Source organism: Occultella gossypii, from assembly GCF_019947135.1.
GTDB lineage: Bacteria > Actinomycetota > Actinomycetes > Actinomycetales > Beutenbergiaceae > Occultella > Occultella gossypii.
The window spans coordinates 68,049-87,492 of the sequence record NZ_JAGSHT010000027.1 but is presented as its reverse complement, the minus strand read 5'-3'; the positions used below and the strand labels follow the sequence as shown (position 1 = coordinate 87,492).

14 protein-coding genes, 2 tRNA genes and 4 pseudogenes are annotated in these 19,444 nt (G+C 66.6%); 10 read left to right on the top strand and 10 right to left on the bottom strand.

What is annotated here, in order from left to right:
• Positions 1-276: 276 nt before the first annotated feature.
• From KCQ71_RS24930 to KCQ71_RS24910, 5 genes and pseudogenes are all read left to right on the top strand, one after another.
• Positions 277-411, top strand: a pseudogene (locus KCQ71_RS24930) (IS256 family transposase); the annotation flags it as partial.
• 15 nt (positions 412-426) lie between these two features.
• A pseudogene (locus KCQ71_RS24925) lies at positions 427-639 on the top strand (DDE-type integrase/transposase/recombinase); the annotation flags it as partial.
• Between the two features lie 74 nt (positions 640-713).
• Positions 714-1,894, top strand: a protein-coding gene (locus KCQ71_RS24920; protein WP_223411400.1) for an IS3 family transposase whose coding sequence is annotated in 2 segments (ribosomal slippage) — positions 714-978 and positions 978-1,894 — 1,182 coding nt in all. Because the reading frame shifts where the segments join, the coding sequence is not laid out codon by codon here.
• Positions 1,895-1,953: 59 nt separating this feature from the next.
• Positions 1,954-2,193 (top strand): annotated as a pseudogene (locus tag KCQ71_RS24915) (integrase core domain-containing protein); the annotation flags it as partial.
• Positions 2,194-2,239: 46 nt separating this feature from the next.
• The gene (locus KCQ71_RS24910; protein WP_223411398.1) at positions 2,240-2,506 is read left to right on the top strand and encodes a hypothetical protein; all 267 of its coding nucleotides are present in this window, start codon (positions 2,240-2,242) and stop codon (positions 2,504-2,506) included.
• 151 nt (positions 2,507-2,657) lie between these two features.
• On the opposite strand, the gene KCQ71_RS24905 is transcribed toward KCQ71_RS24910, so the two are convergent.
• From KCQ71_RS24905 to KCQ71_RS24880, 6 genes are all read right to left on the bottom strand, one after another.
• A complete protein-coding gene (locus tag KCQ71_RS24905; protein ID WP_223411397.1) occupies positions 2,658-5,213 on the bottom strand; it encodes an early set domain-containing protein in 2,556 nt (851 codons plus the stop codon).
• A 94-nt stretch (positions 5,214-5,307) separates the two neighbouring features.
• Complete coding sequence (locus KCQ71_RS24900; protein ID WP_223411396.1) at positions 5,308-6,231, bottom strand: carbohydrate ABC transporter permease; 924 nt, start codon at positions 6,229-6,231, stop codon at positions 5,308-5,310.
• Positions 6,221-7,057 (bottom strand): carbohydrate ABC transporter permease, encoded by an 837-nt coding sequence (locus KCQ71_RS24895; RefSeq protein WP_223411395.1) that lies wholly within the window; start codon positions 7,055-7,057, stop codon positions 6,221-6,223. Before KCQ71_RS24895 ends, KCQ71_RS24900 begins: the two co-directional genes overlap by 11 nt.
• Positions 7,058-7,155: 98 nt before the next feature.
• The gene (locus KCQ71_RS24890; protein WP_223411394.1) at positions 7,156-8,469 is read right to left on the bottom strand and encodes an ABC transporter substrate-binding protein; all 1,314 of its coding nucleotides are present in this window, start codon (positions 8,467-8,469) and stop codon (positions 7,156-7,158) included.
• A 101-nt stretch (positions 8,470-8,570) separates the two neighbouring features.
• Positions 8,571-10,196 (bottom strand): FAD-dependent oxidoreductase, encoded by a 1,626-nt coding sequence (locus KCQ71_RS24885; RefSeq protein ID WP_223411393.1) that lies wholly within the window; start codon positions 10,194-10,196, stop codon positions 8,571-8,573.
• Entirely contained in the window at positions 10,193-11,269 is a 1,077-nt protein-coding gene (locus KCQ71_RS24880) for a LacI family DNA-binding transcriptional regulator (protein WP_308116696.1), read from the bottom strand. The genes KCQ71_RS24885 and KCQ71_RS24880 overlap by 4 nt, the downstream gene beginning before the upstream one ends.
• A 155-nt stretch (positions 11,270-11,424) precedes the next feature.
• Between KCQ71_RS24880 and KCQ71_RS24875 the strand changes: the two are divergent.
• Positions 11,425-11,577, top strand: a pseudogene (locus KCQ71_RS24875) (transposase); the annotation flags it as partial.
• A gap of 91 nt (positions 11,578-11,668) precedes the next feature.
• Entirely contained in the window at positions 11,669-11,959 is a 291-nt protein-coding gene (locus tag KCQ71_RS24870) for a hypothetical protein (RefSeq protein WP_223411391.1), read from the top strand.
• 581 nt (positions 11,960-12,540) lie between these two features.
• On the opposite strand, the gene KCQ71_RS24865 is transcribed toward KCQ71_RS24870, so the two are convergent.
• A tRNA-Ser gene (locus KCQ71_RS24865) sits at positions 12,541-12,629 on the bottom strand.
• An 84-nt stretch (positions 12,630-12,713) separates the two neighbouring features.
• Between KCQ71_RS24865 and KCQ71_RS24860 the strand changes: the two genes are divergently transcribed.
• Positions 12,714-13,334: a DUF4166 domain-containing protein gene (locus tag KCQ71_RS24860; RefSeq protein ID WP_223411390.1), complete on the top strand. Its 621-nt coding sequence runs from the start codon at positions 12,714-12,716 to the stop codon at positions 13,332-13,334.
• A 229-nt stretch (positions 13,335-13,563) separates the two neighbouring features.
• A complete protein-coding gene (locus KCQ71_RS24855; RefSeq protein WP_223411389.1) occupies positions 13,564-14,553 on the top strand; it encodes a right-handed parallel beta-helix repeat-containing protein in 990 nt (329 codons plus the stop codon).
• Positions 14,554-14,669: 116 nt separating this feature from the next.
• Here the strand turns inward: KCQ71_RS24855 and KCQ71_RS24850 are convergent.
• The 3 genes from KCQ71_RS24850 to KCQ71_RS24840 all read right to left on the bottom strand — a co-directional run bounded on the left by KCQ71_RS24850 (position 14,670) and on the right by KCQ71_RS24840 (position 17,957).
• Positions 14,670-14,758, bottom strand: a tRNA-Ser gene (locus KCQ71_RS24850).
• A 123-nt stretch (positions 14,759-14,881) separates the two neighbouring features.
• The gene (locus tag KCQ71_RS24845) at positions 14,882-16,714 is read right to left on the bottom strand and encodes a glycoside hydrolase family 2 protein (RefSeq protein WP_223411388.1); all 1,833 of its coding nucleotides are present in this window, start codon (positions 16,712-16,714) and stop codon (positions 14,882-14,884) included.
• 175 nt (positions 16,715-16,889) lie between these two features.
• On the bottom strand, positions 16,890-17,957 hold the full coding sequence (locus tag KCQ71_RS24840) for a LacI family DNA-binding transcriptional regulator (protein ID WP_223411387.1): 1,068 nt from the start codon (positions 17,955-17,957) through the stop codon (positions 16,890-16,892).
• Positions 17,958-18,144: 187 nt separating this feature from the next.
• Between KCQ71_RS24840 and KCQ71_RS24835 the strand changes: the two genes are divergently transcribed.
• Positions 18,145-19,437, top strand: a complete 1,293-nt coding sequence (locus KCQ71_RS24835; RefSeq protein ID WP_223411386.1) for a type 2 periplasmic-binding domain-containing protein — start codon at positions 18,145-18,147, stop codon at positions 19,435-19,437.
• Positions 19,438-19,444: the final 7 nt, after the last annotated feature.

The following is a 19,444-nucleotide window of genomic DNA, read 5'->3' as shown; positions in this document are numbered from 1 at the left end:
TTCAACATCTTCAAGCAATGGCGCGCCCTGGCCACCCGCTACGACAAACTCGCCCTGACCTACCGCGGCGGCCTCGTCCTACGCGCCATCACCATCTGGCTCCGAGCATTAGGAGACACGCCCTAGGCCGCGGGGCACACCTGCGACCCGAGGAAGCCAGTTGAGTCCCGCATAGTGGTGTAGCGCACGGTGGCCCGGCTCGTCGCTGACGAGGGCGCGGTCACCGTGTGATCCTTCGAGGAAACTCTCACATCCCACTCGAAAGGCATCATCACGATGACCGCTCCTCATATTGTCGACCCTGCTGGCGTGCTCGGTGAAGCCCTTGCTGAAGCGTCTCCGGATCTGATGCGGCAGTTGCTGCAGACCATGATCAACGCGTTGCTGTCCGCGGACGCTGACGCTGTAGTCCGGAGGTCGGCATAGGACATCACCTACATCCCGACCTGGGAAGGATGGGTCTACCTCGCCACCGTGATCGATTGCTACAGCAAGAAGATCATCGGCTGGGCGATGGATGACCACTACCAGAGCCCGTTGATCACCGCCGCGATCACCCACGCCGCGTCCCGCACCACCCTGGCACCCGGAGCCGTGTTCCATTCCGACCGAGGCAGCAATTACACGTCTTTCGATTACGGGAAAGCCTTTGACCTGCCCCGTGGTTCTCGGACAGTGGATACATTAGTTCCACCGATCTGAGGAGTTCGATGATGGCTCGTAGTAAGAGGACGTTCTCGTTGGAGTTCCGCGAGGACGCTGTGAAGATGGTGCTCGAGAATTCGCGTCCTATTGCCCAGGTCGCGCGTGAGCTCGGGGTTAACGAGGGGACCTTGGGGAATTGGGTGAACAAGTACCGCCGTGACCACGCTGGCGAGGAACCCCCGTTGGATGTGAGTGAACGTGCTCGACTGCGTGAGGCCGAAAGGGAACTGCGTGAAGTGAAGATGGAGAACGAGTTCCTAAAAAAAGCAGCCTCGTACTTCGCCCAGGATCACCGGTGAGCGAGAAGTACGAATTCATCGAGACCATGCTCACCGTCCTGTGCGTGTATCCGATTCATCTGATGTGCAGGTGGATGTCGGTCTCGAGATCGGGGTTCTACGACTGGCGGTCCCGGCCTGCCTCGGCCACCGCGGCCCGCCGCGCCGAGCTCGCGGTGCTGATCGAGCACGTCTTCACAGCCTCCGATGAGACCTACGGCTACCGGCGGGTGCACGCCGAGTTGGCCCGCAGCGGTATCACGGTCGATCCCGACCTGGTCCGCCAACTCATGCGAGAACTCGACCTGGTGCCGTGTCAGCCCCGCCCGTTCCGGCTCAACCTGACCGCCCAGGACGCCGACCAGCCGGCGATCGCGGACCTGCTCGGGCGCGACTTCACCGCCGACGCTCCCGGGACGAAGATGGTCGGTGACATCACCTACATCCCGACCTGGGAAGGGTGGGTCTACCTCGCCACCGTGATCGATTGCTACAGCAAGAAGATCATCGGCTGGGCGATGGATGACCACTACCAGACCCCGTTGATCACCGCCGCGATCACCCACGCCGCGTCCCGCACCACCCTGGCCCCCGGAGCCGTGTTCCATTCCGACCGAGGCAGCAATTACACGTCTTTCGATTACGGGAAAGTGCTGGCCGATCTCGACATTCGCCGCTCAGTGGGTCGGACTGGCATCTGCTACGACAATGCGATGGCGGAATCCTTCTTCGCCGCGCTCAAGAACGAACTCGTGCACCGCACCGTCTACCCGACCCGAACCCACGCGATGAAAGATATCGCCAAATACATCGAGACCCGCTACAATCCACGAAGGCTCCACTCAGCGATCGGCTACCGCACCCCAAACGAAGTCCACGACAACTACCAATCGCTAGCAACCGCCGCATAACAATTACAGGACCCCTGTCCGAGAAACACGCGGCAGATCACTTGGCCGATTTCGACATTCGCCGCTCAGTGGGTCGGACTGGAATCTGCTACGACAACGCGATGGCGGAATCCTTCTTCGCCGCACTCAAGAACGAACTCGTGCACCGCACCGTCTACCCGACCCGAACCCATGCGATGAAAGATATCGCCAGATACATCGAGACCCGCTACAATCCACGAAGGCTCCACTCAGCGATCGGCTACCGCACCCCAAACGAAGTCCACGACAACTACCAATCGCTAGCAACCGCCGCATAACAATTACAGGACCCCTGTCCGAGAAACACCCGGCAGATCATCCCCCGTGCGAGACCCGGACGCCATCCACCCCGAGCTGGCCAGACTAGGCGCCGCCGCCGCGTTGTTCGTGGTGGTGATGATCCCCCTCCAAGCAGCCGTCTTCATCCTCAGCCCACCGCCAAACACCGTCGAGGGATTCTTCACCCTGTTCCAGGAGAACCCGCTGCTCGGGCTTCTCAGCCTCGACCTCCTCCTCACCCTCGACTACCTCGTCATGATCCCCTTCTACCTTGCGCTCTACGTGGTGGTCCGCCAAGAGGCCCCCGCATGAGCACTCCTGGCACTGGTCGTCGGCATGTTCAGCCTCGCACTCTTCTTCGTCTCCCGAGAAGCGACGTTCTCGATGTGGATGCTGAGCGACCAGTACGCGGCCGCGACCTCCGCACCAGACAAGGCAACACTGCTGGCTTCATGATGCCTGGTCAGTTCACGACGACCCGGATCTCTTCAGAACTGGTGATGCCGGCGGGGTTGAGGAGTTCGGAGCGATAGACGTACGTCCCGGGCTCACGGTCGGTGATCTGCGTACTTGCAGCCTGTGCGTGCGGGGTGTTGTTCTCCAGCGCCCGTTCGTCGATGAGGCTGTCGTTCTCGTATAGGCGGTACCAGTCTGCATTGGTGCCCCACCACATGTTGGTGGTGACTACGAAGTCACGGGCACCCGAGTAGTTGTTGTGCGAAAGTACGGCCGCGCCCGGGTCGGCGTGCCGAACCTCAACTGTGACGGCGCTGGTTTGAACGGTGCCGGCCGCGTTGAGGAGTTCAGCGGTGTAGTGGTAGTCACCGTTCCGGCGGCCGCGCACCGGGACGCTGATCGCCTGCGCCTGCGGTGAGCGCGCTACGAGGTTGCGGTGCGCGATGAGCTTGCCGTTTTCTAGTAGCCGCATCGCGTGAGCGTTGGTGCCCCACCACAGATTCATCGTGATGTCATAGTTGCCGTCATCGGTGCCGCGGTGGCCGTTGTCCGAGCTGAGCACGCCGGATCCTGGGACCTGCGTAGCCGTTTCAACGGGACCTTCGAACGCGTAGGTAACCTGGAGCGAGCCCCCGTGCTCGACCCGAATCAGGTGTTGACGCCGCGTGTCAGACATCCTGACCCGATCGGTGGTGTCAAACGTGACCGCACTGGAGTTCCCAAGTTCGACGACCAGCACGCCCGCGCCACGCTCCAACCTGAAATCGGTGATCCCCGTCAGGTCCACAGAGTCGCCGTAGGTGACCTCGGTTCCGTCGGAGAAGGTCAGCAGGTCACCTGGCTGCATCAGCAGCGGGATGACCGCGCGCCCAGGATCATCGGTCTTGATGGTCTGCACGAACGAGTCATCGAAGAAGGAGATGACCACGTGGCTGCCATTGGCGCGGTCGAGATACGCGGCGCTGAAGTCACCCTCGATGGCGCCAACCTGATCGACCGCCAACTTTCCACCCTCACCGTACGGCTCGGCGTAATAGCTGCGGGCTACCTCGACCCTCGTCACCGCCGACGCCTCGGGGAACGGCCCCCAGGCATCCTCGTCGTTGCTGTTCAGCACCATGATGACCGCACCCATCGACGGGTGCCAGAGCAGCCCTGGCCCCATCCGGAGCCGCTGATAGGGGCCGCCGTGACCAGCGCGCCTTCCCAGCAGCGTGGTGAGGTAGTACGACGGACGTCGAACGAAGAGGTAGTCGAGATCGACCGAACCCGCCTGGCGGAACTCGGTGAACCGATCGGAAGCGAGGTACGGCAAGGTCGCGATGGCTTCCTCTCGCACCTCTTCGCTGACCCCTAGCGGCGCCTCGCTGCTGTGCATCCAGGTGCGAGGAGAGGTGCGCTTCTTCTCCAACGGCACGATGGGCCCAGGGTCGGTCTTCCATGCTTCTCGAGCCGCGATGATCTCGGCGTCGGTCGGGTGGAAGGCGGCGAGCACCGGCACCTCACCGATGAGCGCTCGGCCGAGCGAGGTGCGATCCTGCACCTCGTCTGGCTGCAGCTCGTGGGTGAAGGCCGCGATGCGCGCTGACGCGGCACTCCAGTTCAAGAAGCCTGCACGGTCGGGCTCCAGAACGCTGGCGTAGGAGATGAACTCCGCCATCGATCGCGCCATCTCGACAGGCTCGCTGAAGCCGGCGAGGTATCCCGCCCCTAGATCGGGCATCGCGACGATGAAGGAGTAGTCGAAGTCGTAGGCCAGCGGCTCGTGACTGTGCCCGGCCCCTGAGATGCCATGAACGCGCAGCGTCTCCCAGCACTCCGAGACCTCAGCGGACAGGTCCTCATCGCCGAAGAGCTCCGCCGTCATGCTCGCACCCGCGAGCCCGGCGACGACCTGGTTGGTGTACGGCGTGGGCTGACGCCAGTGCGCCAGTGACCGATCGACAAGCCAGGCGCTCGATGCGCGCACGGCCGCCTCGATCTGGGGCAGCCAGTCCCTCAGCTCACCCGCTTCATCGAGATACCGGTAGGTCGTGGACAGTGCCACGCTGCCGAAGCCAGTCGGGGCCAGGTGCGGGACGTTCCACTCATACTCCGACCAGGAGCCGTTCGGCAGCTGGCTGCCGAGGTAGTAGCTCAGTGCAGCTTCAATCCGGTCGCGCAGCTTGGCGTCCCCAAAGTACGGATTCCACGAGCGCTCGTGCGTCAGGAACCACGACAGCGTGGCCACCTGCTCCATCTCGCGGGCGTTGTACGGCTGCTCGGGTGAACGCCACCAGCCATCCTCCATCCACCCGTAGTGAGGATCCTCATCGCGGATGCTGTTCGCGATCGGCGCCACCACCGTGAGGTACGCCGCGAACACGTGCTCGGTGTCGCCGAACTGGGAACGATCAGGCTCAGAGCTGAGCGGATCAACCAGCGGCAGCACGGTGCCTGCGGACGTGGCGTAGGCGGTCGGTGCGGACTGTAGGCCACGTGCGGCGATGGCAGCGATCGAGGCCGCCCCGACGCCGGCCATCAAGGCCCGTCGGGATAAGGTGTGCTCGGCACGGTGAGACATGGTGACTCCTTTGTCTGATGAGAGTGTTCTGTGATGAACGGGGGGCACGCCCCTGGCTGTGCACCCTGGGGAGCGCTGACTGGTTGTGGCAGCGTCACCCCTTCAGCCCGGTGCGGGACAGGCCTTCAACGAACTGCCGCTGAGCGAGCAGGAAGACGATGACCACAGGGATGACCGTCAGCGCTGTGGCGCCGATCTGGGTGTTGTGGATCGGTTCGCCGTAGTGGTCCTGGTACCGGGTCAGGCCCAGTCCCACGGTGAAGAGATTCTCGCTGCGAAGGAAGATCAGCGGCTCGAAGTACATGTTGAAGGAAGCCAAGAACTTCATGATCGAGACCGCGCCGATCGCCGGGCCAGCAAGTGGGAGCGCGATCCGCAAGAAGATGCCGAGTCGCCCCAGACCATCGAGCCGTCCAGCCTCTTCCAGCTCCACAGGCAGGGAGAGGAAGAACTGCCGAAAGATGAAAACCGCGACGATCGACGCCGGCCCCAGGATCGGAAGGATGATGAGCGGCACGTGAGTGTTCATCAGCCCGAGGGACGCGACCCAACGGAAGATCGGGATGATCGTGACCTCGGTCGGGATGAACAAACCGGCCATCAGGAAAAGGAAGAGCACGGAGGCGAAGGGGAACCTGATGCGGGCGAACGCATACCCCGCGAGCGAGCCCACGATCACCGACCCAAGGGTGACCAGTGCCGCGATGTACAGCGAGTTGAGGTACTGCTGCGCGAACGGCTGCACCGTGAAGATGCGTGCCACGCCGTCAAGTGTCCACTCGCTCGGGAAGAGCGTGGGCGGGATCGCGAAGATCTCGTTTGCTGGCTTGAAGGCCGAGAACACCATCCACAGCATCGGGTAGACGAACGGGATGCTCATGATGATGAGCAGCGCGTACATCGCGATCTTCGAAGCACGGCGACGGCGGGTGGCCCGGATCCGGTCTTTCCCGGGCGCCGGGTCAGACGCCGTGGCCGGCCCGGCCTCACGGACCAGGAGTGCTTGGTCAGACCTCATCGTGCACCCACTTCTTGCGCGTGCCCCACTGCAGGGCCGCCATCGCCAGCACGACGAAGAACAGCACGACGCCGATCGCTGAGGCGTAACCGAAGTCCTGCTGCACGAACGCGGTGCGGTAGAGCAGATAGGAGATCACCGTGGTGGAGCGCCCCGGCCCGCCCTCGGTCAGGATCTGGATCGGTGCGAACACATCCATCGCACTGATCAGGGTGATCATGGTGACGAGCAGGATCGTCGGCGTCATCAGCGGCAGCGTGATGGAAGTGAAAACCCGGCGGGGACCGGCGCCGTCGATGCGTGCTGCCTCCTTCAGATCTCCGGGGACGTTCTGCAGCGCCGCGATGAACAAGATCATGTTCATTCCGACACCCTTGAACACCTGGATGACGACCACGGTCACCAGCGCCCAGCTGGGGTCGCGCAGCCAGTTCGGCCCGCTGATGCCGATGGTGGCGAGGAATCCGTTGATGCCGCCGTTCGATGCCACCAGAAAGTTCCAGATCAGCACCCATGCCACGGTGGAGACGATGACCGGGGAGAAGAAGAACGTCCGGAACGTCGTCGTGCCTGGAAGCTTCTGCACGAGCAGCACAGCCAGGACCATCGCCAGCGTGACATTGAGGACCATCAACAGGATCGCGAAGGTGAACGTCACCCCCAGCGACGCCCAGACCGTCGAGTCGCTCAGCAGCGCGCGGAAGTTGTCTCCGCCCACCCAGTCGAAGGTGGCCACCAACGGGTTCCAGTCGTGAAGCGCGTACCAGATCACGTACCCGAAGGGCACGAGGCCGAGCGCCAGCACGCCGACGATAACCGGTGCCACGAACGCAAGCCCGACGACGGCGTCGATCCGTCTGAGCCGGCGCGATGAGCCACCCAGGGATGGCTCACCGCGCCTCGCGGTGGCGGAAGTCGAGCTCATCAGCTACCGGAGATGATCGGCTCGATGTCGGAGCAGATCTGTGACATCACGCTCGCGGTGTCGGAGTTCGGCTGCCACAGCGAGTCGAGCGCGATGCGCACCGGGTCCGCGATCTCACTCATCTGCGGGTGGCCCATCTTCGTGACGGCCGTGACCGACTGGTCGATCACGGCGGTCTGGATCTGCTCACTCGTGAGGTTCGGTGCTGCTTCGGCAAGCGTGTCGATCGTCAGCAGCGAGGTGCGCGGCGGCGGGAAGTACTGCGCGAGGAGCCGCGAGTTCTCGGGGTTGGTGAAGTACGCCAGGAAGTCCGCCGCCACCTCGGGGTGCTCGCTCTGGGAGAGCACGCCGACTCCGCCCTGTCCCACCACCGACACCTGGCCCGCGGGACCGGAAGGCAGCGGGAGGAAGTCCCACTCGAAGTCCTCCCCCAGACCCGTGGACGCGCTCATCTGCGACATCATCAGGCCGGCCTGGCCCGAGGCGAAGTCGAACTCCTCACCGGGCAGGGGCGTGGCACCCCGCTCGAATGCCTGCGTGTGGAACCAGTCGAAGAACTCCACCACCTCCGGATCGGTGAACTGGCACTGGGTGCCGTCCTCGCTCCATGGCTGCGCGCCCCACGAGAGCCACATGTGGCCGAGCGCCCCGTTCCAGTTGCTGTACGAGTCACCGCTGGAGATGAAGCCGGCAGCGTCGGTCTGCGACGAGACCTCAGCGGCCATCGCCATCATCGCGTCGTAGGTCCACTCGCCACTGGCGATCAGGTCACGGGGGTCGTCCTGGCCAGCCTGCTCGAGCAGATCGAGGTTGGCGTACACACCGAATGGACTGTTGGAGAACGGGTAGCCATAGAGATCACCCTCGCTGGACCACAGCTCGATCGCTCCAGGGATCAGGTCATCGAGCTCGTAGCCCGCGGCCTCGGAGAACGCCGGAGTCAGGTTGGCAAAGACACCGGAGCTGACGAACTGCGCCGCATAGGACTCCATGATCCACGCCATGTCGGGCGCCTGCCCACCGGCGATCTGGGTGGTCAGCGCGTCGACGTAGGTGTCGATGGGAAGCGCCTCGAACGATACGCTGCTGACTAGGTCCGGGTTCTCCTCGACGTAGGCGTCGGCGATCGTGTCGAAGATCTCGTGGTGTCCTTCGTTGGCACTCCAGACCGTCATCCGCAGATCGACGGGGCCATCTGGTGTGCCGTCACCGTCCTCGCCGCCGCTACCGCCGCCGCACGCGGCCGTCAGGGCGAGCGCTGCTGTGACAGCGGTCAGGGTTGTGGCGCGCCTGCGCTTGGTCGAAAGGGTCATCGTCGTCTCTCCTCAGAGCGTCGTTGCTGGGGCGTAAATCGGGTCGGCTGGGAACGAGTCGTTCACGAGCTCAGGACTGACTGCGGTTGTTGCGGGTGTGCTCAGTACGGGTGCGCACCCGAAGGCCAGCGCAGCTGCAGGCCGGCGTTGGTCAGTTCCTGCTGGAAGTCGAGCAGCAGGTCGGTCTTGCCGTGCACCTCGTGCGGGGTATGGCCCAGTGCGAGGCAGTGAGCGGCGAGATGCCCGGCAGCCTCGCCGATGTTCCACTCGACGGGGTGGAGGCGATAGCACCCGTTGGTGATGTGCGTGGTGCCGATGTTCTTGTTCGCGGCGATCAGATTCGTCACCCGGCGTGGCAGCAGGGCACCGAGCGGGATCTCGAACGGGGTCGAGGCGACATCGATATAGGTGTCTCCGCCGGTAGAGGGATGCAGGTCGATGCGGTACATCCCCACACCCACAGAGTCCTCGTACCGGGTGGCGCCACTCTCGCCCCGAACGGCGTAGGAGACGTCGTTCTCAGTCACGGTCGTGACGGCCCGAATGCGGCGGGACTCACGGTGGTAGACCGCTTGAGCGAGGCCGTCTGCCGATCCCATCACATCCGGCCGCAGCCGCAGCCCGGGAAACCCGACGCCGCCATCTTCTCGTGGCGCCTGCGTCTGCATCCAGTAGAGCATCGACAGGCTGAGCTGCCGAGCGTCGGCGATCCGCCGTGCTGCTTCGGTGGGCTCGGCATCCAGGACCGGTGCGAGGAAGTAGTCGATGCTGGGCCAATTCACCAGGCAGAGGTCGCTTGCGTAGTGGCCCGGGTCAAAGAGATCTGCCGCCGCGATGCGGCGAAAGGTCCACAGGTTTCCGTCGCCGGGATTGCGCGACTGGTCGGCGTCCACCGCCAACGCCTGATCGCCAGGGTTCGGCGTGAACGTGCGTGTGTCCATCTCCAGGGTGCGCGGGCTCGGCGCGGTCCACGAGAGCAGGTTCGCCCCGTTCCAGGCGTCTGGGCGGTAGGAGCTCCAGAAGTCGTATCGCTCCGGCTTGTCGATCGTGTGATCGCCGTCGACGTGCTCCACCACGAAACAGACGCTCAGCGCCTGCACGTTGTCTGGCTCCGCTTGTGCGGGTGCGCTCGGCTCGCCGGTCTCAGTGGCGGACTCGAACCCGGTCACGTACTCCGCGCCGCTCAACGGCAGGAGCTCGCCGGTCTCCGTCGCATCGATGACGTAGTCAGCCTGCACGGTGACCGAGGTGTCATCGCCTCGGACCGAGGTGAGCGTGACGGCGGTGATGGTGTCGCCGTCGACGCTCGCTGCCGACGGCCTCACCCGCTCGAGCAGCCTGATCCTTCCGGCAGAGCGCCACGGCGCGAGCATCTCTTCCAGCACGGCTAGCGCGACACGGGGCTCGTGGCAGAGCTTGGAGACCCAACCGGCGCCGGGGTTGAGCTCGTCCCACGCTCTAGCCTCGGGGCGCAGTGGGTAGGAACGCCGGTAGACGTCGCGGATTCCGTCGCGGAGCTGGCGGTAACGCGCGGTCGCGCCGAACTGCTCGATCCACGGGTGCTCGTCCGGCGGCACGGCCTGGGAGGTGAGCTGGCCGCCGATCCACGGGTGTTCCTCGGTGAGCACGACGGCGGCGCCTCGTTCGGCAGCGGCGATCGCTGCAGCGATCCCGCCCAGGCCCGCTCCGACCACGAGGACCTCGGTGCTCAGCTCGGTATGGCTCACGCGTTGTTCCGTTCCTGTGGGGGCACCGTTGATGACCGGACCGCTGCTTCGTGTCGATCCGCATTTTCGGGTGGTGTCAGGGTTTCTCCGGGCACGTCTGTGCACTCGAGAAGCTGATGAAGATCGGGCGTGCCCTGCTGGTCATCGGCGGCTTCGGTGCCGACGAGTTGCGACAGCAGGTGAAGGGCCCGCGCACCCATCTGCTCGCGGGGAAGGGTGAACCCGGACCACCTCGTGGGTCCAGGCTGCTGATGATGCGGCTGGCCCAGGAGCAGCACCGACAGGTCTTCGGGGACTCGGATCCGCAGCGCGGACAGTGCCAGCCGCAGCTCATCCGGATCGACCTCCGGAGCGAGCAGTGCCGCGCTCAAGCCCAGATCAGCAATCGTCGCCGCCGTCTGCGTGGCATCCCCAGGCACGACGAATTGGGTAGCAAGGCCACTCTCGGTCATGGCGGCCTGATATCCACTCATCCGGTCCAGAGTCGGCTGGTCGCGCGTACTCGCCCCGATATAGCCGATCCGCCGATGACCGAGGCTGCACGCGCGGAGCGCTGCTCGCCGGGTGGCCGACCGGTAGTCGGCACCGACGAAGGGCAACCGGCCACCCTCGCTCTCGCGGCGGCCGACGAACACGAACGGGTAATTGGTGTCGAGGAGGTGCTGCAGCTCGGCCCGTTCCTCATGCTGTCCCAGCAGCAGGCATCCGTCGGCGATCCCCAGTCGCTGCCAGCCGCTGCGGGTCAGCTTGCGCGAACCCTCCACGACCCGTGCACTGGTGAAGAGCAGCAGGTCGACCCCGATCTGCTCCGCGGCATGTTCGATCCCTGCCAGGAACGGACCGTAGAAGTCACGCCCACCTCGCGGGAACGTCGCCTCATAGGTGAAGACGCCGAGGATCTGGTTGTGCCCGCCTGCCAGCCGCTGTGCGACCGGGTTGGCCGAGTACCCCGTGATCCGGATCGCGTCGAGCACCCGCTTGCGGGTCTCTTCGCTGATCCGCACCCCGCTCGGAGTCCGCCCACTGAGCACGAAGGACACGGTGGCCTGGCTCACGCCGGCAAGCGCGGCCACGTCCGTCTGGGTGGTGCGGTGCCTGGACATCGATCCTCCTCGACCGTTCATGTTGGCGGTCTGGAGAGTGTGCGGAGGCGGGGCCGCAATCGGCAAGACGATTATGCGCATTATTAGCAACTACGCGTGCACGCGCCGCGCGGCCTGGTCAAACGGTCGCGGCGAACCTGCCGGGGGCGACCTGACAGCGATGCCGCATCCACTACGCAGCCAACCCGATGAGCGTGACGCCGAAAAGCAGGTGGCCGGCCGTGAAAGAGACACTGCACAGGGTGACGTCCTCGCCGGCCGCCGTATCAACCTCATCCCCACCGCCGAACCCGAAACCGGAGGTCTCGACCACGTTGCACTCACAGAAGGGGTTTGTCTTCAGCGCACAAGTCTGCGTGGACTGAAACCATGAGTAAACGAGACAGAATCGACGACATCGTCCTCCCGATGCCGACACTGGACCCCCTTGAGTCAGACGGACCAACCCGAGCAGGGCAGGAGGCGGTGACGGAAGAGGTGGCGCGTCAGCGCCAGATCTTTGAGCGCTACCTGCGCGTGGCCGACGGCTCAGAAGGAGAGCCAGACATCCTCGTGACAGAGGTCGAACGCGCACGGACGGAGATGCGTGAGGCCGAAGAGCGCATGCGATTGCTCATCGCCTACGGTCGTGAGTTCATCTCCCCACAGCTCTACCGCTGAAAACCCTCGCGCCGCATCGGGGATGTCTATCCACGGAACACGTAGCGCCTACACCTCCGACGAAGTCGTCACCGTCGAGCAGCGCATCGGCCGCCGCCCAGCTCGCTGAGCTGCGGCTCCGCCGTTCGCGCACGACTCGTTGCCAATTCCCCGTCGGCTAGCCGCTAGATACCGCCATCGTTAGTGATGTGCACTAAGACCCGTCTGGTACTCACAAGGGTTGAGGCGCTGCGCCTGCAAAGTCGAGGTCCAGTTCGTCGGGACCCTCCGTGCACCAGGATGGTGCAGGTCCGCCTTCCCACCGCGGTAATCGCGGCGCGGGCCCTGTCGAGGGACGCGTGACTGAACGGGACGATGTAGATCGCGGCGCCCACGGCGAAGGTAGCTGCGCTGCTCGCGCCATCGGGTGCTCCAGCCCCTCGATCCGGCCATCTGCCGTGGCAGTAGCGTGGCAGTTTTGAGGCACTTTTAGTGCCACCTACTGCCATCTGGTGCCCACTCCTGCACATCAAGCCACCATCCACAAACCGCATCATACCAACGAAAAACCCCGATTCCCAGTGGGAATCGGGGCCTCGCTGCGGAGACGGTGGGATTTGAACCCACGGACGGGTTGCCCCGTCACATCCTTAGCAGGGATGCGCACTAGACCAGACTATGCGACGTCTCCTAGAACAACACGGGACAGCGTACCTGCCCGGCGCGGCCTCGGCCAAAACGGTGCGGTGGTCCGGCCCGACCGTAGGATCGGCGGGTGGCCGGCCCGCAGCTCTCCCCCTACGAAGCCGTGCTCGGCGCCCGGATCAAGGAGCTGCATCCTCGGCTCCAGCAGTACTTCGCCACCATCCCGCCCGGTCACGTCGGCATCGGCGCGGGCGTGTTCACCCATGCCGGGACGCCGCGCCGCTGGCTGTGGCCGGTGATCCGTCTGCTGGAGGTCCGTGGGGTCGTGTTCGCCGGCTGGGCGCGGGACGTGCCGTTCCGGATCCGCAACGTGACCGTGGACGGTCGGGCCGCTGCCACCCGGGAGTTCGACCTGCCGAGTCGGACCTTCACCATGACCGACGACGTGGCCCGCTCCCCCGGTGGCGGCGTGGTCGACCGGCTCGGGCACCCGGCGACGGTCGCGGCCACGTTCGATGTCGATACCGCCGCCGGTGCCCTGGTGCTGACCAGCCGCACCGTCGGGTTCCGGCTCGGCCGGCTCCAGGTCCGGATCCCGCGCCCCGTCGCCCCGACCATCCGGCTGCGCGAGAGCTGGGACGCCGACAGGAACCAGCAGCGCGTGGACCTGACGGTGGACCTGCCGCTGCTGGGCCGCGTGTACGGCTACGGCGGGCACTTCACCTACCGCATCGAGGAGGACCGGCCCTGACGGATCCGCGGGGCCGGTCCGGTGGATCCGGCGGACGGCGAGGGAGTCTCCACGAGACGTCGAGGCCCCTCCCCGGCTGATCGGCGCGACCGACCGATGACCGTGAGTCCTCAGTCGTCGCCACGGGGCTTGCGCGCCTTCGGTGACGTTGACGCGTGCAACCGATTGCAATACCGTCGGAGCACCGTTCGTCCCATCGTCGAGACAGACACGATCCACAGGAGACCCGATGAGGTTCCGAAGCAGCCTGGCCCTGGTGAGTGCGGCCGTGATCGCCCTGACCACAGGGGCAGTGGCCCACGCCGCCGCGCCGCCCCCGATGGCGCAGGCCGAGACGGCGCTCTACCTGAGCCCCACCGGCAGCGACACCAACGACGGCTCGGTCGACGCACCGCTGCTGACCCTGACCCGGGCGGCCGCGCTGCTCGCCGGGATCGACACCGAGAGCGCCACCGTCTGGATCGAGCCGGGCACGTACTACGAACCGGCAGTCGTCTCGTGGAGCCGCGTGCCGCAGAGCACCGTCTCGCTGCTGTCCACCGGCGCGGACCGGCCGACGTTCGACGGCAGCAGGGCGACCGGCAACCTGCACTACTGGCTGAACACCGCGCGTGGCCCGAGTCTTGTGGTCGAGGGGCTGCGGGTGATCAACTACCGCACCGGCGGCATCCGGATGGACACGGACGGCAACGTGGTCCGGGACATGGTCTTCGAGCAGCTCGGCAACGCCCACGTGCCCGACGGCGCGGGCTACGCCGCGCTGCACCTGCTCGGCTCCTCCGGCAACGAGATCAGCGACACGACCTTCCGCGACCTGGAGAACGTGGCCTGCCCCGGCTGCATGCATGGCGTGTACGCGGCCAACGGCAGCAGCGACAACGTCGTCACCGGCAGCGACTTCGACCGGATCACCGGCGACCCGGTGCGGCTGCGGAACAACACGCACCGCAACGTCTTCAGCGACAACACGTTCAGCGAGTCGGGCGACTTCCTCGGCGGCGGCAACCGCTGGCCGCACCGGGCGATGGCCTCGTTCTGGCGGTTCACCGCGAACGAGGTGTGCGGCACCGACAACGTCCTGGTGGGCAACGTCTCCGACGGGCGCCAGTACACGGGCGAACCGGGCCAGAAGCTGTTCGGCTCGGGAGCGGAGGCCGGCGTGGAACGCTGCCCAACGGCCGTCCTCGGCCACGGCAACACGGTCGACCCCGCGCTCTAGAAGACCGTCGGCAGCACGCGCACGCCAGCCGTCCAGCGGTAGGAACGCGTGGTCAGGAGGCGGTCTGTGAGCGGCCGATGGAGGACCCCGGACTCTTGCGGGTCCGGGGCCATCACTGGCGGAGGGTAAGGGATTCGAACCCTTGGTGCTGTTGAGGCACAACGGTTTTCAAGACCGTCACATTCGGCCGCTCTGTCAACCCTCCCGGCGCGGGGTCCATTGTGGCCCATCGGGCCGCCGCGAAGCGAAACGCGACTGCCCGACGGCGGAAGGTGCGCCGCGTACGCGGGCCCACCCCCGCCGTCGGGCAGGTTCGGCGAAGACCGGCTCAGCCGGCGCTGCCCGGCGCGGCCACCCGCGCGGTCGCCTCGATCGCGGCCGGCCGCTGCTGCACGGCGCGAACACGGTCCACGTCGAGCTTGACGCTGCGGTCGAAGCGGTAGATGCCGTTCTCCTCCTGGAACACGTCGGTGAGCTGGGTGTAGCAGTAGCCGAACATGTTCACGTCGTCGAGCAGGACGTCGGTCAGGCCGGCGAACCGGACCTGGAACTCCTCCTCGTCCTTGACGCGCTGACCGTAGCCCCAGGACTCCTCACGGTCGTCGCCCGCGGCCGCGAGCGCGTCCGGGTTCCACCAGATGCCGCCGTACTCGCTGACGAAGTAGGGCTGGCCGTTGTAGTCCTGGGAGATGGTGCGCCCGTCGTGGGTGTTGATCCACGGCGTGCCGCCTGCCACGTCCCCCATCTCCTCGGCGAAGACGGTCGGGTCCTGGGTGTAGTTGTGGGAGTCGTAGACGTCGGTCTCGAGGACCCGGTGGGAGTACCCGGAGGTGTCCAGGACCGGCCGCGAGGGGTCGGCCGCCTTCGTGGCGAGCCACATGCCGCGGGTGACGTCGTCGAGGTCCGTGATCCGGTCGTGCAGCACCTGCCAGGTCTCGTTCAGCGGGCACCACCCGACGATCGAGGGATGTGAGATGTCCCGGTCGAGGACCTCGAGCCACTGGGTGATGAACGAGGCGGTGACCCGCTGGTGGTCCGTGACCGGTCCACCGCCGCCGATACCCCAGTCCCCGAACTCTCCCCAGACCAGGTAGCCGAGCCGGTCCGCGTGGTAGAGGAACCGCTCCTCGAAGACCTTCTGGTGCAGCCGGGCGCCGTTGAAGCCGGCGTTCAACGAGAGCTCGATGTCCTCGACGAGGGCCGCGTCGGACGGCGCCGTCATCAGGCCGTCCGGGTAGTAGCCCTGGTCCAGCACGAGCCGCTGGAACACCGGCTCGCCGTTGATCAGGATCCGCCTTCCGTCGATCGCGACCGAGCGCAGACCGGCGTAGGAGTCCACGGCGTCCACCACGGCCCCGTCGGCGTCGAGCAGCTCGACCCGCACGCCGTAGAGGTTGCCCTGGCCCACGGACCAGAGCCGGACCCGGTCCTCGGGCACCGTCAGGTGCAGGCTCGGGGCGAGGTCGAGGTCGGCGCGGGAGGTCGCGGTGGCGATCTCGCCGGCGTCGTCGGACAGCACGGCACGGACCTTGTGGCCGGGCACGTTGCCGGACAGCGCGGCCACCACCGTGAAGCTGGTCGAGGCGAGGTCCGGGGTGATCCGCGGGCGGCGCAGGTAGGTGTGCGGGACCGGCTCCAGCCACACGGTCTGCCAGATGCCGGTGGTCCGGGTGTAGTTGCACTCGGAGTTCTTGAACTTGGTGGCCTGCTTGCCGCGAGCCTGGTGCGCGTGGCGGGGGTCCCGGGCGCGGACCACGATGGTGGCCTCCTCGCCGGGCGCAGCCACGCCGTGCAGGTCGGCGGTGAACGGGGAGAAGCCGCCGCGGTGGCGCACCACCTCGGTGCCGTTCACCCACACGGTCGTGTCATGGTCGACGGCGCCGAAGTGCAGCAGCGCCCGGCGGCCGGACCAGTCGGCCGGGACGGTGACGGTGCGGCGGTACCAGACGGCGTCCATGAAGTCGACGTGCTCGACGCCGGAGAGTTCGGACTCCGGGGCGAACGGGACGGTGATGTTCCCGCTGAGCTCGGCGGTGACGAGACCACGCTCGAGGCCGGAGTCACCGCCGTCGATCTCGAACTGCCAGGTGCCGTTCAGGTTCAGCCAGTCGGGCCGGACCATCTGCGGGCGGGGGTACTCCGGACGGGGGATGTCGGACATCAATCTCTCCTCGAGATACAACGTTGTAGGCGGCCACCGGCAAGCCTAGGCCATCGCGTGCGGCCCCGGTCAAGCCCGAATGGTGGTTCGAACGCGACATCGTTGGCCGGTTCGTGACGAACGGGGCCAACAAGCCCGCGTTCGTCGAGCCGGCGGACGGGCACTGGGCATCTCGCTAGACCGTGCTCTCCCGCACGATCAGCCGGTGGCCGACGGTGTGCACCTGCGGCGTCGCCGTCGATCCGCCCACCCGGGCGAGCACCAGGTCCACCGCCAGCTCCGCGAGCGCGGACAGGTCGGGCGCCACGGTGGTCAGGGTCGGGTTCGAGTAGATGCCGTCCTCGGTGCCGTCCCAGCCGAGCACGGCCACGTCGTCCGGAACCCGGAGCCCGGCCGCACGCAGCACGTGCATGGCCCCGATCGCGAGGAAGTCGTTCGCGCAGACGAGCCCGTCGAGGGCGTCTGGGCCGGTGAACCGGTCGAGCAGCGCGCCGACCACCTCGGCGCCGCCGGGGCGGGAGTACGCCGGAGCGGGGAAGGCCTCCACGGGGAGCCCGTGCGCCTCGAGGGCGGCCTTGTAGCCCGCGTGCCGCAGCACCCCGGTGCCGTTGGTCTCGGTGGCCCGTACCCCCAGGAACCCGATCCGGCGCCGCCCGGACGCGATGAGGTGCTCGGTGGCCTCGCGGGCCGAGGCCACGTTGTCGATCACGACGTGGTCCGCCGCGGCCGTACCGCCGTCCACGGGCAGGGTGGCCTCGCCGAGCATGACCATCGGCAGACGCCCGCCGGCGGCCACGAGGTCGGAGTCGGCGAGTGCCTGCGGGGAGAAGATGACACCGTCGAGCAGGTCCACCCGGAACCCTTCGGCGACGACCTGCTCGTGGCCGGGCTCGGCGAACGTCTCGTCGATGAGGACCGTGTAGCCGTGGGCCTTCGCGGCAAGGATGACGGCGTGGGCCAGGTCCGCGAAGTACGCGAGTCGGATCTCCGGGATGGCCAGGGCGAGCAGGCGGCTGCGCCCCTGGCGCAGATTGCGGCCCGCCGCGTTGGGCCGGTACCCGAGTTCGTCGATGGCCCGCTGCACGCGCTCGCGGGTGCTGTCCCGCACCGGAGCGGTGCCGTTGACCACGTTCGAGACCGTCTTCCAGGACACGCCGGCGAGCGCGGCCACATCCTTCACGTTCGGCCGGCGCGCCGGCCGTGCGGGCGCGCCGTCTCCTGCACCGCTCGGATCCTCCGACACGGTCCACCTCCCCTTGACAGCCGTTGTGCGGTACATCACTGTATTCAACGTTAGAAGTTGTGTGGGACACGAAGACGGTCCTGTGCGGCTGTTAACGTGCGCATCGCCTACCTGGAGGTCAAAGATGACCGTGAATTCCGCGTTACGTACTCCCGGGTCGGGGGCCCGTGGACCGAGTCGGAGATCGGTGCTGCAGGGTGCTCTCGGCGCCGGCACACTGCTCTCCGCCGGTGCACTGAGCAGTTGTGCCGGCAGCGTGGCTAGCGCCACCTCGTCCGGCACGCTCGTGCGGATCTGGGACCTGCTCGGCGGGTCGGACGGCGAGATCATGGGCGAGATCGTCGACGGCGTCCGCGAGGAGTTGCCGCACGTCACGATCGACCGGACCACGTTGGCCTGGGGTGCGCCGTACTACACGAAGCTCGCCATGGCCTCCACCGGTGGCCGCGCCCCCGAGGCGGCCGTGCTGCACCTGTCGCGGCTGATCGGATACGCGCCCGGCGGGCTCCTGGAACCGTTCGACCTGGACCTGCTCCGGCAGGTCGGCATCACCGAGTCCGACTTCCCGGCCGCGCTGTGGGAGCGCGCTCTCTTCCAGGACGAGCTGTACGCACTGCCGCTGGACACGCACCCGTTCATCACGTTCTACAACCCGGCCATCGCGGAACCGGCCGGCTTGCTGAACCCGGACGGCACGCTCGTCGAGATCGACAACCCGGACTCCCTGCTGGACGCCGGCCGCGCGATGGCGGAGGTCACCGGTGCGGAGGGCTTCTCCTACGGCTACCTCAGCGACCCCGCACAGCCGTGGCGCATGTTCTGGGGGTTCTACGGCCAGACCGGCGCGGACTTCGACTTCACGCCCGGCCAACAGGTCGGGTTCGACGACGGCGCCGCGGTCGAGGTGCTCGAGTTCATGCAGTCGATGCTCGACGGCACAGTGGCCGCGAGCAACAGCGACTACGGCGGTGCGATCGCGAACTTCAGCACCGAGCAGACCGGGCTGATCTTCTCCGGCGTGTGGGAGAAGACGTCACTGCAGGGGGCGATCCCGGACCTCGGCGGTGCCACCGTGCCGATCATCTTCGGCACGCCGACGGCGTTCGGCGACTCCCACTCCTACGTGCTGCCGAGACAGCTGGTCGCCAACCCGGAACGGCGCGAGGCCACGTACGAGGTGCTCGGCGCCATCCTCAAGCGAGGGCTGCGCTGGGCGGACGCGGGGCACATCCCCTCCCTCGTCCCGGTGGTGGAGTCCCCGGAGTATCAGGACCTGGTGCCGCAGCGGAACTACGCACAGGCCGCCGACTGGATCTTCCTCGACCCACCGGTGTGGTTCGCGGGCTCCGGGAGCGACTTCCAGAACCGCATGTCCCAGGCGATGCAGACCGCGTTGCAGGGCCTGGGCACCGCGCAGGACGCCGTCGACATGATGATCGGCGAGATGAACACGTTCCTCGAGACGCCGGCACCGGCGTAGGGCGGGA

Coding starts and splice junctions, on each gene's coding strand:
- KCQ71_RS24900 (WP_223411396.1), bottom strand. CDS start 6,231: ATGAGGTCTGACCAAGCACTCCTGGTCCGTGAGGCCGGGCCGGCCACG.
- KCQ71_RS24905 (WP_223411397.1), bottom strand. CDS start 5,213: ATGTCTCACCGTGCCGAGCACACCTTATCCCGACGGGCCTTGATGGCC.
- KCQ71_RS24870 (WP_223411391.1), top strand. CDS start 11,669: ATGAGTAAACGAGACAGAATCGACGACATCGTCCTCCCGATGCCGACA.
- KCQ71_RS24855 (WP_223411389.1), top strand. CDS start 13,564: ATGAGGTTCCGAAGCAGCCTGGCCCTGGTGAGTGCGGCCGTGATCGCC.
- KCQ71_RS24845 (WP_223411388.1), bottom strand. CDS start 16,714: ATGTCCGACATCCCCCGTCCGGAGTACCCCCGCCCGCAGATGGTCCGG.
- KCQ71_RS24890 (WP_223411394.1), bottom strand. CDS start 8,469: ATGACCCTTTCGACCAAGCGCAGGCGCGCCACAACCCTGACCGCTGTC.